Here is a 14,189-nt window from a genome sequence, read left to right on the forward strand (position 1 = left end):
CTGACTAAACAGGCTTCCTCGCTTTTGCGGTTGCAAAGGTAATGCTTTTTTCTAAACTACCAAAACAATCCGCAAATTGTCTAATGCGTCTCCAGCTAAAGACTAATCAGTCTGCCTCCCAAAAATGGCTACTCGCAATAGAGAATCCCAGCAGACACCTCTAACAACCCGCCAGCAAGATCGTGACGGCAAAGGTAGTGCTTTTACAACAACATCTCCAAATAGAAGAAGGGACAAGGGCAAGCAAATAGATACTACTGGCTTTATGAAGAGGTATACCCCTTATATAATAATGAGTAGAGACGAGTTGCCATAAGTCCATGCACTCCACGAATAGGAGAAGGACGATACACCTATGGCATACACGACTCCCGTCTGACACTACCTTTTTCCCTCCCGAACAACATAAACACAAAAAAAACTAATAATCAAACGATTACAAGCAACCCAAAAGCACTCACCACGAGTTACCATAACTCGTCTCGGAGACTTACCATAACTCTTCACAACGACTTACCGTAACTCGTCTGAGCGACTTACCATAACTCGTTAAAGCGAGTTACCACAACTCGTAATCACCTCTTTGGGAGAGCTGGACAACCGATTGACTACAAGCCAAATATAAAACCCTTAGCAAAAGAAAAAATGAGGGTGTCACATGGCGAGCTAAGCATTACAATTAGATACAAGGGATAGATACAAGGGAGCTAATTAAAGCACTATAAGGGGCTTTTCGTACATTTGTAGCCTAATTAAGGGTATCCCTACATTATTATATATAGACACGAGGAGACGAATGAATATATCCTACGACCTACTACGAAGCTATGTGTCGACAGACCTTACCCCCGAGGAAGTCGCCGCCGCACTAACCTCTATCGGACTAGAGACCGGTAGTATCGAACAGGTGGAATCCATCCCTGGCGGGCTCAAAGGACTTGTCATCGGGAAGGTCCTCACCTGTGACGTACATGAGAATTCCGATCACCTGCACGTCACGACAGTGGACATCGGAGCTGATGCTCCTCTACAGATTGTCTGTGGCGCACCCAATGTCGCAGCAGGCAAGGGCGTCGTTGTAGCAACCCTAGGTACTATCCTTCACTCGGGTGACGAAACCTTCACCATCAAGAAAAGCAAGATACGAGGCGTGGAGAGCTTCGGGATGCTCTGCAGTGAGGTGGAGATTGGTATAGGGAAAGACAATAGCGGGATCATACTCCTTGATGCCAATGAAATCACCGTTGGCATGCCTGCAGCTGAGCACTTTGGCGTCACCTCTGACTATGTACTCGAGGTGGACATTACCCCCAACCGAGTAGATGCAACCTCACACTATGGCGTAGCTCGAGACCTAGCCGCTTACCTCTCGGTACAGACAAAGCAGGCCGTCCAAGCAACACGTCCCGAGATATTAGCACGCCCATCAGGGGCTTGTCCCGTAGCCGTACAAGTAGATGTTACGAAGGAGCTCTGCCCTCGCTTCGAAGGGGTAGTCATCAGGGGCGTTCGGGTTACAGAGAGCCCAGAGTGGCTTCGTCGTCGACTAGAGACCTTGGGGCTAAAGCCTATTAACAATGTAGTAGACGTCACAAACTTTGTGCTACACGAGTTCGGTCAGCCTCTACACGCCTATGACCTTAATAAAGTGGGGAAGGACGGGCTACGTGTATGCCTAGCAAGCGAGGGGAAGGTAACACTCCTCGACCACAGCGAGGCAAGCCTCACCGGAGATGATCTCATCATCGCCTCTGCTAGCGACCATACTCCGCTCTGCGTGGCAGGTGTCATGGGGGCCCTCAACTCAGGTACGACAGAAGCAACAACAGATATATTCCTAGAGTCCGCGAACTTCAATGCCTCATCTGTGCGCAAGACGGCACGTCGCCTCGGGGTTAGTAGTGATTCTTCCTTCCGCTTCGAGCGTGGCCTTGATCCGAACAATACAGAGTGGGCACTCCTTCGTGCAAGCAAACTCATTCTAGACCTTTGTCCTGGTAGCTATGTCGATGGCGGGGTATTTGACCACTATCCCACGGTAGCGAAGCCCTATGAGGTGGAGCTAAGCCTAGACAGGATGACACGTCTACTCGGGCTAGCGATCCCAGTAGAGGACGTCAAACGCATCCTCAATCAGCTGGAGATCGAAATCGTGAAGCAAGAGGGTGACCTCTGGCAACTACGTGTACCTCGCTACCGCATAGATGTCACACGCGAGGTCGATGTAATCGAAGATATCCTACGCATCTACGGCTACAACCGTGTGGAGCTCAGCGGATACATCCATGCCAACCTCAGTGCGCAGAGCGAGGTAGACAGAGCGTACAACCGACGCCTCTTGCTCTCTGAGCAGCTCACGGGTGCAGGCTTCAACGAGCTACTCAACAACTCCCTTTCCTCAGAGAGCTACTACGAAGGGCTTACCTCCTTCCCTAAGGAAAAGCTCGTTCAGCTACTCAACCCGCTTAGTGGAGAACTAAACGTCCTACGTCAGACACTCCTCTTCGGCGGGCTATCCACCATCAGCCGTAATCTACGCCGTCAGCAAAAGAGCTTCTACTACTATGAGTGGGGGAATTGCTACACGGCAGACTCCAGCATCCCTGCCTCTACCAAGACGCTTGCTGGCTATAGAGAGACCGAGACCCTCGGGCTGTGGCTCGCAGGGGAACACATACAGAATAGCTGGGCGCACCCTGATGAGACGGCCTCGCCCTTCGAGCTAAAGGCGCATGTGCTTCACCTCTTCGATCGACTGGGGATAAGCCCTTCATCCCTAAAGGTTGCTTTCTCTGAAGAAGACATCTTCGCAGGGAAGGCACTCACGTGGACGACACACGACGGCAAGCAGATTGCTATCCTTGGACGTGTTGCACAGAGTCTCGTGGAGCGCTGGGAGATCGACCTACCCGTTTACTTCGCCTCAATCGACTGGACAGCTCTCAGTCGCCTTGCGGAGCGAGTGAAGACCGTCATCAGCGACCTACCGAAGTTCCCCATCGTGCGCCGTGACCTCTCGTTGCTCATCGGCAAGGAAGTGACCTTCGCCGAGCTGGCAGAGGTGGCACGCCGAGCAGAGAAGAAACTGCTGAAGGACGTTACCCTCTTCGACGTATACGAAGGGAAGAACTTGCCCGAGGGGAAAAAGAGCTACGCCCTCACCTTCTCCCTGCAGGACACCGAGCGCACGATGAGCGATAAGCAAATCGACGCCATCATGGCAAAGATCCAAACGTCCCTCAAGGACACGTTCGGGGCGGAGCTACGATAACGACAAGAATTACCAATTGTAACTACAATATTAAACATGGGAAGAGCATTTGAATACCGCAAGGCGCGCAAGATGAAGCGTTGGGGGAATATGGCACGAGTCTTCACGAAGCTCGGCAAGGAAATCACCATCGCTGTCAAGGCCGGTGGAGCAGAGCCTGAGACCAACCCTCGTCTGCGTGTGCTCATGCAGACTGCGAAGAAGGAGAATATGCCCAAGGAGAACGTCGAGCGTGCCATCAAGAAGGCAACATCCAAAGACTTCTCCGACTACAAGGAAATGAACTACGAGGGTTACGGCCCCTTTGGCATCGCCATCTTCGTCGAAACAGCCACCGACAACACCACCCGCACCGTGGCCAACGTCCGTAGCTACTTCAATAAGTTCGGGGGCAGTCTCGGCACCTCAGGAAGCCTCGAATTCCTCTTCGACCACAAGTGCATCTTCCACATCACCAAGAAGGAAGGCATGGACCTCGAGGAGCTCGAACTCGAACTCATCGACTACGGCGTAGACGAGCTGGAGGAAGACGACAACGAGATCATCCTCTACGGTGCATTCTCCGCCAACGCCCAGATCCAGTCCTACCTAGAGAGTGCCGGCTACGAGATTACCTCGGCCGAGTTCGTCCGTCTGCCGAACGACACCAAGCCTGTCACCGCCGAGCAGCGTGAGACGCTCACCAAGCTCATCGACAAGCTCGAGGAGGACGAGGACGTGCAGAATGTCTTCACCAATATGCAGGAGGAAGAAGACGAAGCCTAACGCTTTTCTCAAAGAAATCTGCGCCCCCTACTAGCCACGTGCTGGTAGGGGGCGCAATGCATTTAATGAGGATGGCTTTCCTCTATTTAGGCTGAATTTCACACCATTCACTTCCTTGCTGGGCGGGTGAAACACATGCTAAAAACTAGGCTCATCAATCCTACTTTTTGCAAGGTATATACGGTGCAGTTGCACCCTATATTGGGTGCGTTTGCACCGTATATACCTTGCATTCGCGACCAATATACCTCGCGTTTGCGACCAATATACCTCGCAAATGCGAGGTATATTGGTCGCGAATGGATGCCTTGAGCTTAAAGTTTGAACCCTTAATTAAAGGCTTTGGGAGAAGGCTTCTCTCCAGACTTTTATGTGGAGAAAGCCTTCCGTAAGTATTAGGTTTTTCACAAGCAAACCAGCTAGCCTTCCGCTTCCCAGCACGAGCGGAGCAGGGGAAGCGTTTCTGCTAGCTCCGTCATCGAGCGGAAGACGAGGCTTGCACCTTCATCCAAGAGCGCCGTATCGGGTAGTAGCCCCGTATTGACGGCGAGCGTGAAGATACCAGCCCCGACAGCCGAGCGCACACCCATCGGTGCATTCTCTACGACCCAAGTCTCGGAGGCAGAGACGCCCGCCAGCTTCAGCCCCATGAGATAAGGCTCGGGATCTGGTTTGCCCTTGCTTACGTCCTTGCCCGTGACCGTCAGTTCGGGCGTGAATGTATTGGGGAAGGCAACGTCTAGGCGATCCAGTAGCGAGGCTTGCGAAGAGCCCGTGACGACTAACCGCTTTAAGTCCCGGACACCCTCCAGCACCAGCCCCACATCAGGAAGCACCGCCCCAGAGTCGTAGGCGACAAAGAGCTCGGTCTTGCGCGCATAGAGGTACTTTCGCTCCTCTTCGGTGGCCTTCCTTCCGAACGTTCGCTCGTAAAGGAGATTGATAGTATAGCCTCCTGTCTGCCCCTCGAACCAGTAGACATCCTCCGAGGACATCCGCAACCCAACCTCACGAGCAGCCTCCGTCCACGAGCGAACATGCGCAGGCATCGAGTCGAAAAGGACGCCATCCATATCGAAGAGCACCGCACGCAGAGGTTGCACCCCAGCCAGGTGATGCCTCGTGCGGTAGGCGTGTATAGCTTCTTGTATTTTGTTTGGTTGATTCATTTAGCTTGCTTTTACTTCTTCCTCCCAGAGAGCCTATCCACGACCATTGCGATTGCCCCATCACCCGTGACGTTGCACGCTGTACCGAAGCTGTCCATCGCTATGTACAGTGAGATCATCAGTGCGAGCTGAGGGTCGTCGAAGCCCAGTGTCCCCTTCAGGATAGGCAACGCCGCCATGATTGCGCCACCAGGTACGCCAGGAGCTGCCACCATCGTGATGCCCAGCATGAGGATGAACTCCGTGAAAAGCGACACATCGTACCCCAATCCCGTCATAACCATCAGCGCAAGGGCGCACGAGACGATCTTCAGCATGCTCCCCGAGAGATGAATCGTAGCGCACAGAGGGATAACAAAGGAGGCGACCTCTTCGCTCACACCGTTCTTCTGAGCTTGTGCTAGCGTAACGGGTATGGTTGCGGCCGAGGACGCCGTCCCCAAGGCGGTAAAGTAAGCAGGGAGCATCCTCCCGAGGCTACGGAAGGGATTCTTCCCCGCTATCACACCAGCCAGCACGTACTGCAACACCAGCAGGAAGACGTGCAGAATGAAAATCACTCCAATTACCTTCGCAAACGACACGAGCGTATCCAGCACCCGTGTGTCTGCCGTCATCCCTAGGAATACGCCGAAGATATACAGCGGCAAAAGCGGTATAATCACGTACTCAATGATGTCGGTGATGATGTTCTTCACATCTACGATCAGCCCGCGTAGCGTCTCCGCCCTACCCCGTGCCACACCCAGCCCGAGGATAAAGGCAAGGATAAGGGCCGTCGTCACCCCCATCACAGGGGGCATATCGATCGTGAAATAAGGGCTCAGCATAGCCGAAGCTCCCTCCATCTGCGCACTCGGCTCTGGAGTAATGAGCCGAGGGAAAACAGCACTTCCCGTCAAGAAGGCCAAGTAACCCGAGAAGACCGTTGAGCCATAAGCAATCGCTAAGGTGATGAGGAGCATCCTACCCGCCTTCATCCCAATACTCCCAATTGCCTCTGCCACGAGTGCGAGGATGACCAGCGGGATAACGAAGCCCAAGAACTGGGCAAAGATGGCATTAAACGTCAGGAAACATCGTGTAATGAAGCTCGGAATAGTAAGTCCTACCCATGCTGGCATCGCATAGCCCAAGAGCAGAGCAAGGATAATCGCAATAGCTATGCGCCCCAGGAGACTGATCTTAATCCTTTTCATCGGAACTAGTAGTTTTCATTTAGTGTAGTCTTTGTGGCTCTAAGGTAGCTATTTCTACCTATCCCATCCAAGCATTTATAGAAGATCGGCACACATACCCTTCGAGGTATGTGTGCCGATTCTATACTGACCTCTTAGCTCAAGATACTCGGACTCAGCTCTGGTAGCTCCTTGCAAAGAATATCCTTCAGATGCCGTAGAGTTGCCTCGTTGTAATAGGACATCTTATGTAGATGTAGCTTCGTCAGAATCTCTGAGAAACTGTATCGATTGTAGCTCGGAGATGAGAGCTTCTTCTGCACGACATGCGGGAAGCAGTCGCTGACGATTGGGCAGTTCTCCGCTCGAAGAGGTCCCTCTTGCACCAGTTCATAGAAAAGGATTTGGAAGAAGAAGTAGTCCAGGATATCCTCTTCATGTTCCCAATAGTACAAGAGCAGATCCAGCATTGCATCTATGACACGACTACCCTTCTTAGCGAAGAGGATACTATTTAGAAGTCGCACTCGGTATCCCCTACCCCATCCATAATAGGAATAGTAGGTACTGCGCCACAGAGCCTTGTCCCTCTCGGCATCGTCACGCTGAAAAGCGAAGAAATCCATCTCTAGGTACTCCCTTGGGAGGTCACCTGAGAGTAGCACCGTTGCATCCAGCCAAACGCCCCCATACGTATGGAGCAACATCAGGCGAAGAAGGTCAGAGAAGAACGTACGCGTGAAAGCATCATTTCCCTTTAGCTTCTCCCATACAAACTCGGGGACATCAAGGTACTCCCCAATGGTATCATCTGAGAGACGAATCACCTGATACTCCCCACGATAGCGATCGACAGAGGCAAAGCATAGCTTCACCACTTCGGGCAGACTATCCTCTGCGATGCCCTGCCCCCAGTATTGCCAAATCACTTTATCTCTTGGCAAGTCTTTCTTGGGAGTTAGCTCATAGTGCGGGAGCCTCCCCTCTTGCCATTTAGCGATGAGGGGTTGCCAGTAGCGAGCCACTCGCTCATGCTGCTTTATAATGGGTCTCTGGCGAAGGTTAAGCCAAAGGGTCTGGGGAAGCACCCGTTGCAGGGCACGAATGAAGAGAGACGCCATGGGATAGTTAGTTCAGCTGTGTATTGAGATTTCCTTAGCTCTGCCGGCTCTGACGCTTGCGCTCGGTCTCATCGAGGATGATCTTGCGCATGCGCATCGACTGCGGAGTGATCTCGACGTATTCATCTGGGCGAATGTACTCCAGCGCATCCTCTAGACTGAAGACTACGGGCGGAGCAAGCGATACCTTGTCATCACTACCAGAGGCACGCATGTTCGTTAGCTTCTTGCTCTTACATACATTCACTGCTAGGTCGCCCTCCTTGGTATGCTCACCGATCACCTGACCGGCATACACCTCCTCTTGTGGCGAGATAAAGAAGCGACCACGGCTCTGTAGATTATTCAGGGCGTAGGCGTAGGCAGTCCCTGTCTCTAGCGCAATGATGGAGCCATTGCTTCTGCGCTCAATATCCCCCTTCCAAGGCTGGTACTCTAGGAAACGATGTGCCAGCACCGCTTCCCCAGCAGAAGCAGTAAGTACATAGTTGTTTAGTCCTATAATCCCTCGAGAAGGAATGGTAAACTCGAGGAAGACACGGTCTCCCTTGGTCTCCATCATCGTCATCTCACCCTTGCGACGTGTGACGATATCGATGATCTTGCTTGCGGACTCCTCGGGCAGGTTCACCGTCAGTAGCTCCACGGGTTCGTGGCGTACGCCATCCACCTCATGCAGGATCACCTGTGGCTGACCTACCTGTAACTCATACCCCTCACGACGCATGGTCTCGATGAGGACGGAGAGGTGCAAGACTCCTCGACCATATACGATCCAGCTATCGGCAGATTCGGCGGGCTCTACACGCAGGGCAAGGTTCTTGTCCAGCTCACGCATCAGGCGATCGTGGATATGGCGTGAGGTGACGAACTTCCCCTCCCTCCCGTAGAAAGGCGAGTTATTTATCGTGAAAAGCATGCTCATGGTTGGTTCATCCACGGCGATGGTCTCGAGAGCTTCTGGGCAGGAGCTATCGGCAATCGTCTCTCCAATCTCAAAGCCCTCTATGCCAACCAAAGCACAGATGTCTCCCGAAGAAACACGCTCCACCTTCGTACGCCCAAGCCCCTCAAAGATATTGACTTCCTTAATGCGCATCTTCGTCGTCGAGCCGTCACGCTTGCAGAGGGCAACCTCTTGACCCTCGCAGAACGTCCCCCGGTGCACACGCCCCACAGCTATACGTCCCACATACGAGGAGTAGTCGAGTGAGGTGATGAGCATCTGGGCTGGCCCCTCAATCTGTGTCGGGGCAGGTATATGCTGGATAATGGTGTCGAGTAGGATCGTTATATCCTCTGTCGGGTGATTGTAGTCCGTACTCATCCAGCCTTGTTTAGCTGAGCCGTAGATCGTTGGGAAACCCAATTGCTCCTCCGTAGCACCGAGGCTAAACATGAGGTCGAAGACCATATCCTCTACCTCGGCAGGACGGCAATTAGGTTTATCGACCTTGTTAATCACCACGATTGGCTTCAAGCCCATCTCAATGGCCTTTTGCAGGACAAAGCGGGTCTGAGGCATCGGCCCCTCAAAGGCGTCTACGAGGAGAAGGCACCCGTCGGCAAGGTTAAGCACACGCTCTACCTCACCGCCGAAGTCAGCGTGACCTGGCGTATCGATGATGTTGATCTTTACGTCCTTGTATCGGATACTTACGTTCTTGGATAGGATGGTAATTCCTCGTTCACGTTCGAGGTCGTTATTATCGAGGTAGGTATCCACTTCGGCAGCTTTATCATCCCTGAATAGCTTGCCAGCTAGGAGCATTTTATCGACAAGGGTGGTCTTACCATGATCCACATGTGCGATAATCGCTATATTGCGAATGTCTTGCATTTTCTTCTCTAAAAGTCATCTATTTTACGAGCGCAAAGGTAGTCAAATATGCGCACTCCTTTCGCCCGAGCACCCCAACCTTTTCCCCTAGCTTACCCCTACCAGGCCTCGCCTTCCTCCCTGATTGCCACCCAATAGGTTACGGGGAAACCTCCCTCAAGGTACCCTCGTAACCTCAGATGAGTTTCCCTCGTAACCTCTCGGGAGGTATCGAGGGTACCTCCCGAGACATAGTGGCACCCCCTATCAGGACGTAGGCTGAAAAAGGCAATAAAGAGAGCTTAGATAAGCGGGGAAAAGAAAAAGCAAAATAACAAACAAAGACCCTAAGGGAACCCAAGTAGAGCAGGAGAAGCACTCTCAGATAAGCAAAGTGTTATGATTTGCTTTATTTGTTAGAAAAAGCTACCTTTGCTGGTAAGAAAAAGTATAGAGCCACGGTGTCGATAGGGAAACTCATCGTACAATTATAGAAAACCGAGACAAACCGAGGTACTAATGGCGGGCTATAACGAGAGCCTCGGCTCTCGCTCCCTCACACGCTGAGGGATACAGTAGATTACAAAGGTATCAAGGCGCTCAAATCCTATTCATAGGAGTTTTCGCTTTATCCGCTCGTGGCTCCCCCAATAGGGTAGGTCATGCTTCCTCAGATGAGATGAGAGGCATGACCTACTTGCTTTTCGCTCCTTTGCCACGCATACGGAGCGTACCTCCCCAAGAGAGGCGAAATGAGGAGAGGCAGGAAAGGGAAGGGAAGACACCCCATTCATCTTGTGCAGCTTTACCCAAATAGGCTTTGCTCTCAAAAGGAGAGAAAACACCGAGCTTATCCCCTAAAATGTAGGGACTTGGGCGTTTCTTTTGTATCTTTGTGCTAAACGATAATATACAGAGGTGTAAAATGAAATTATACTTCATCGGCATCGGTGGGATCGGCATGAGTGCCTTGGTACGTTACTTCCTCAGCAAGGGCGACCAAGTAGCAGGATATGACCTCACCCCCTCCCCCCTTATCGATGCTCTCGTACAAGAGGGAGCAAGCGTACACTTTGAGGATGACCCTCAGAGCATCCCTACCGCCTTCCGCTCTCCTGATGTGCTGGTGGTCTATACACCTGCCGTACCCCAAGACCACAAAGAGCTACGCTTCTTCCGAGAGCAAGGGAATCGGGTCATCAAGCGTGCCGAGCTACTGGGTGAACTGACACGTCGCGAGCGGGGGCTCTGTGTCGCAGGGACACACGGCAAGACAACCACCTCGACCCTACTAGCACACCTCCTACGACAGAGCCACGTAGACTGCCATGCCTTCCTCGGCGGGATCTCCAATAATTACAAGACAAACTTCCTCCTCTCTGAGCATAGCGACTACGCTGTCATAGAGGCGGACGAGTTCGACCGCTCCTTCCACCACCTCTCCCCCTTCATCGCCATCATCACCTCGGCAGACCCCGACCATCTGGATATATACCATACGGCAGTGGCCTATCGGGAGAGCTTCGAGCACTTCTCCTCGCTCATCTCCCCTGAGGGAGCATTGGTGATGAAGAAGGGCATCCCCATGACGCCCCGATTGCAACCAGGTACACGCCTCTACACCTATGCACTAGAGGACAAGGAAGCCGACTTTAGGGCGACAGATATCCATGTAGCAGAGGGGAAGCTCTTCTTCACTTGGCATTACCCAGCACTTGAGGGGCGACCAGCAGGACAGCTCCGTGTAGAGCTCGGTGTACCCCTACTGGTAAATGTGGAGAATGCTGTGGCGGCTATGGCCGTAGCCTTCCTCGTAGGGGCTACCGAAGAGGAGCTACAGGCAGGCGTAGCCTCGTTCCGTGGGGTACACCGCCGCTTCGACCGAGTCATCGATACCCCCCAGTGTGTACTTATCGATGACTACGCCCACCATCCACACGAGCTAGCCCCGAGCATTCGCTCTGTGAAGGAGCTTTACCCTGGTAGGCACATCCTCGGGGTCTTCCAGCCACACCTCTACAGCAGGACGCAGGACTTCTATCGGGAATTTGCCGAGGCACTTGACACACTAGATGAGGTCATCCTGCTGGACATCTATCCTGCCCGAGAGCGCCCCATCCCAGGGGTCACATCCGAGCTAATCGCAGGGGAAATGCATCGGGCGAAGGTGCAAGTCTTGTCCAAGGCTGACCTACTTCCCTTCCTCAAAGAGCAGAGTAAACTACCCGAAGTGATCCTCATGGTCGGGGCAGGCGACATCGATAGACTTGTTCCCCAGGTAGCAGAGTGGATACGCACCAGACTATGAGGAAGGCACGGCTCATCAAAAACAGCATCATCGGGATACTCGCCCTCGTAACCCTCCTTGCCCTCGTGTACTTCATGCTCAGTACTCCACGAGGAGAGGGCTCCGGGGTGCGCTGTCAGCGTGTGGACATACACATAGAGGCGCGAGGAGGTGGTGAACCGCTCTTCCTCCCTCCAGAAGGGGTGCTGGATGAACTCACCCACCACGGAGTCCTGCTCAAGGGCAAACGACTCGACTCCATCGACCTACGCCGTGTAGAGCGTGTACTGCGAGCCGTACCCGTCTATGAGCGTGTCGAGGCCTTCGTCTCTCCCGCTTCGGCATCGGTGCAGATTCGCCTTCGGGAAAAACATCCTCTATTCATCGTGCAGGATCGGAAGGGGCAAAGCCACTACGTCACCGAGGGTAGAGGGACAATCCCCGTACGGGTAGGCTTCGCAACCTACCTACCCATTGCCTCAGGAGACCTCGACCTCCCCTACGCCACCACAGCGGTCTATGACCTCGTGGAGACCCTAAGGCGAGACAGCTACTTCGCTGACTACTTCGGGCAGATCTATGTAGACGCCACACAGGGGGTCATCCTCATTCCTCGGGTAGGGACGACTCGTGTTATCATGGGTAAAAGCCCAAACTGGGCAGAGAAACTTCATAAATGGAGGCTCTTTAGCGAAGCTGTGCTTCCCAAGCGAGGCTTGAACGCTTTTGCCTACGTAAACCTCGACTACGAAGGGCAAGTAGTGGCACGGGATCGCCACGGCATCCAGGGCTTTGCTCGAGATGAAGACGGAGAGCTGGTACGCCTCAGCAGTGACGAGGCCTATCCACAGCCCAGCACAGCTCCTGCTCCAACATCCCCTCGGGAGGTATCCCCAGCACCTCAAGAGAGGTATCCCCGTAACCCCAAGGGAGGTACACCCGTAACCTCACGAGAGGTTTCCCCGAAACCTCCAAGCTCCTCCCCCAAGAAGCCCTCCAAGCCCACGCCTAAGCCTGCCCCCGAGGCACGCCCCAAGCCTAAGAAGGGCACCACCTCCACCCCTGCCCCAGCAAGGGACAGTAAGAAGCCCGAGTCCACGAAGCAAAAAACCAATCAGACAAAGAAGAAATGAACGAACGAAGGGACAGCATCTACGCCGTCATTAACCTCGGTAGCTCCTACCTCTCTGGCCTGCTGGCCTACAAGGGGTCAGATGGGAGAGTAGAGCCCATCACAGCACATCGTATCCCGACGCATGGGTGCATCCGTCAGGGCTGTATCCACAACATCGAGGAGGCGGCACGTCTGATTAGTCTACTCATCGACAGGCTCTCCGAGTCCCTACCCGATGGAGCCTCCATCACAGGGGTCTATGTAGGGCTGGAGTGTAGGTCCATGCATGCAGAGACCTACCTCGCCTCCATACAGCTTGGCGAGGATGGCCGTATCGTGACACAAGATGACCTCAAGGCCCTAGAGGACGAAGTCAACCAAGCCAAATACTCGGGGATGGAGATTCTCTCGGTCACCGACCCTCGCTACCGTGCCGATGGTAAGCGCGAATACACCCCTCGAGGCGTACGTTGCAGACAGCTGGAGGCTACCTACCAACTCGTCGTAGCTCGGCAGAATATCATAACAAACGTAGAGGAGACCATCACGAAGCGTCTTGGTCTTCGCCTACTCGGCATCATCCCCACCCCTATCGCTGAGGCTGTGGCAACCCTCACCACAGAGGAGAGTGCCTTAGGCTGTGCCTACGTCAATATAGGCGGGGGGACAACCTCTATTGCCATCTATCAGGAGCGGCTCCTCTCGGCTCTTTATATCCTACCCCTCGGGGGGGATAATATTACCCGTGATCTGACCCACCTGAATACCCGCCTCCTGGAGAGCGATGCAGAGCTACTCAAACTGCAGCATGGCTCGATGAATACATCCGTCTCCAAGACGCTCCAGATTGAGGCAACCTCCACCACAGGCGGACAATCCAAGACGTTCTCCCAGCTGGACATCAACCGCTACATCGATGCTCGGGTGCGAGAGATTCTGAAGAATGTCATCAGCATCATCGATGAGGCAGGCTTCGGGGCAAATGTCCCCAAGGGGCTCATACTGGCTGGTGGCGTTACTCGGACGGATTATTTCTATGAGACCCTAAGGAAGCTCCGCTTTGAGTTCCGCGAAGCCCGCCTAAGGCGTGACGTATACGCAGAGGGAGTTAGCCCAGAGTTTGTGGAGGAATATGCCTCAGTCATTGCCCTAGCTTGGGGAGCAAAGAAGGAAGGTGTGTCGTATGAAGTCCTTCCTTTGGAAACCCTAATGGAGGAGAGACCAGAGCCAGCCTTCTCCACCATAGAGCCCTCACGCCCTTCTCCCTCGACTACGAGCGGAGAGCGACTCGAGGGTGGCTATACCTTCCACAACCAAACAGACCCTCTGCCCGAGGAGTATGCAGGCGAAGAGGAAGAAAGTCGCGAGGAAAGCCGTGTGCAACGTCCCTCATGGATCTCTCGGGTGAAGGACCAGCTCACCGAAATCTTTGACACGGGAGAAGATGATTAGTCCACACCACTAA

Annotated in this window: 9 protein-coding genes; 5 read left to right on the forward strand and 4 right to left on the reverse strand. The window is 53.4% G+C overall.

Annotated features, from left to right (window positions below; genetic code table 11):
• The first annotated feature begins 796 nt into the window (after positions 1–796).
• Both pheT and HMPREF0636_RS05585 read left to right on the forward strand, forming a co-directional pair.
• Positions 797–3,271, forward strand: a complete 2,475-nt coding sequence (pheT, locus tag HMPREF0636_RS05580) for a phenylalanine--tRNA ligase subunit beta (RefSeq protein ID WP_044169056.1) — start codon at positions 797–799, stop codon at positions 3,269–3,271.
• Between the two features lie 36 nt (positions 3,272–3,307).
• Positions 3,308–4,036: a YebC/PmpR family DNA-binding transcriptional regulator gene (locus tag HMPREF0636_RS05585; RefSeq protein ID WP_044169057.1), complete on the forward strand. Its 729-nt coding sequence runs from the start codon at positions 3,308–3,310 to the stop codon at positions 4,034–4,036.
• A gap of 419 nt (positions 4,037–4,455) precedes the next feature.
• Here HMPREF0636_RS05585 and HMPREF0636_RS05590 read toward each other — a convergent pair whose 3' ends face one another.
• From HMPREF0636_RS05590 to typA, 4 genes are all read right to left on the reverse strand, one after another.
• Positions 4,456–5,205: an inorganic diphosphatase gene (locus tag HMPREF0636_RS05590; protein ID WP_044169058.1), complete on the reverse strand. Its 750-nt coding sequence runs from the start codon at positions 5,203–5,205 to the stop codon at positions 4,456–4,458.
• Between the two features lie 11 nt (positions 5,206–5,216).
• Entirely contained in the window at positions 5,217–6,404 is a 1,188-nt protein-coding gene (locus HMPREF0636_RS05595; RefSeq protein ID WP_044169060.1) for a dicarboxylate/amino acid:cation symporter, read from the reverse strand.
• Between the two features lie 134 nt (positions 6,405–6,538).
• Positions 6,539–7,504: a capsular polysaccharide synthesis protein gene (locus tag HMPREF0636_RS05600; RefSeq protein WP_044169061.1), complete on the reverse strand. Its 966-nt coding sequence runs from the start codon at positions 7,502–7,504 to the stop codon at positions 6,539–6,541.
• A gap of 34 nt (positions 7,505–7,538) precedes the next feature.
• Positions 7,539–9,344, reverse strand: coding sequence for a translational GTPase TypA (gene typA / locus HMPREF0636_RS05605; protein WP_005468525.1), 1,806 nt, complete (start codon positions 9,342–9,344; stop codon positions 7,539–7,541).
• Between the two features lie 904 nt (positions 9,345–10,248).
• On the opposite strand from typA, the gene murC reads away from it, so the two are divergent.
• The 3 genes from murC to HMPREF0636_RS05620 are packed head-to-tail and all read left to right on the forward strand — an operon-like array spanning position 10,249 to position 14,176.
• Positions 10,249–11,631, forward strand: a complete 1,383-nt coding sequence (gene murC, locus HMPREF0636_RS05610) for a UDP-N-acetylmuramate--L-alanine ligase (RefSeq protein ID WP_044169062.1) — start codon at positions 10,249–10,251, stop codon at positions 11,629–11,631.
• Positions 11,628–12,743, forward strand: coding sequence for a hypothetical protein (locus HMPREF0636_RS05615; RefSeq protein ID WP_044169064.1), 1,116 nt, complete (start codon positions 11,628–11,630; stop codon positions 12,741–12,743). Before murC ends, HMPREF0636_RS05615 begins: the two co-directional genes overlap by 4 nt.
• Positions 12,740–14,176: a cell division protein FtsA gene (locus tag HMPREF0636_RS05620; RefSeq protein ID WP_044169066.1), complete on the forward strand. Its 1,437-nt coding sequence runs from the start codon at positions 12,740–12,742 to the stop codon at positions 14,174–14,176. Before HMPREF0636_RS05615 ends, HMPREF0636_RS05620 begins: the two co-directional genes overlap by 4 nt.
• Positions 14,177–14,189: the final 13 nt, after the last annotated feature.

Origin of the sequence: Porphyromonas catoniae ATCC 51270 (assembly GCF_000565015.1) — a bacterium.
GTDB lineage: Bacteria > Bacteroidota > Bacteroidia > Bacteroidales > Porphyromonadaceae > Porphyromonas > Porphyromonas catoniae.

Excerpts from the sequence above, each read along its gene's own strand:
- HMPREF0636_RS05595 (WP_044169060.1), bottom strand. The coding sequence starts at position 6,404 with ATGAAAAGGATTAAGATCAGTCTCCTGGGGCGCATAGCTATTGCGATT.
- pheT (WP_044169056.1), top strand. The coding sequence starts at position 797 with ATGAATATATCCTACGACCTACTACGAAGCTATGTGTCGACAGACCTT.
- HMPREF0636_RS05600 (WP_044169061.1), bottom strand. The coding sequence starts at position 7,504 with ATGGCGTCTCTCTTCATTCGTGCCCTGCAACGGGTGCTTCCCCAGACC.
- HMPREF0636_RS05585 (WP_044169057.1), top strand. The coding sequence starts at position 3,308 with ATGGGAAGAGCATTTGAATACCGCAAGGCGCGCAAGATGAAGCGTTGG.
- HMPREF0636_RS05615 (WP_044169064.1), top strand. The coding sequence starts at position 11,628 with ATGAGGAAGGCACGGCTCATCAAAAACAGCATCATCGGGATACTCGCC.
- murC (WP_044169062.1), top strand. The coding sequence starts at position 10,249 with ATGAAATTATACTTCATCGGCATCGGTGGGATCGGCATGAGTGCCTTG.
- typA (WP_005468525.1), bottom strand. The coding sequence starts at position 9,344 with ATGCAAGACATTCGCAATATAGCGATTATCGCACATGTGGATCATGGT.
- HMPREF0636_RS05590 (WP_044169058.1), bottom strand. The coding sequence starts at position 5,205 with ATGAATCAACCAAACAAAATACAAGAAGCTATACACGCCTACCGCACG.
- HMPREF0636_RS05620 (WP_044169066.1), top strand. The coding sequence starts at position 12,740 with ATGAACGAACGAAGGGACAGCATCTACGCCGTCATTAACCTCGGTAGC.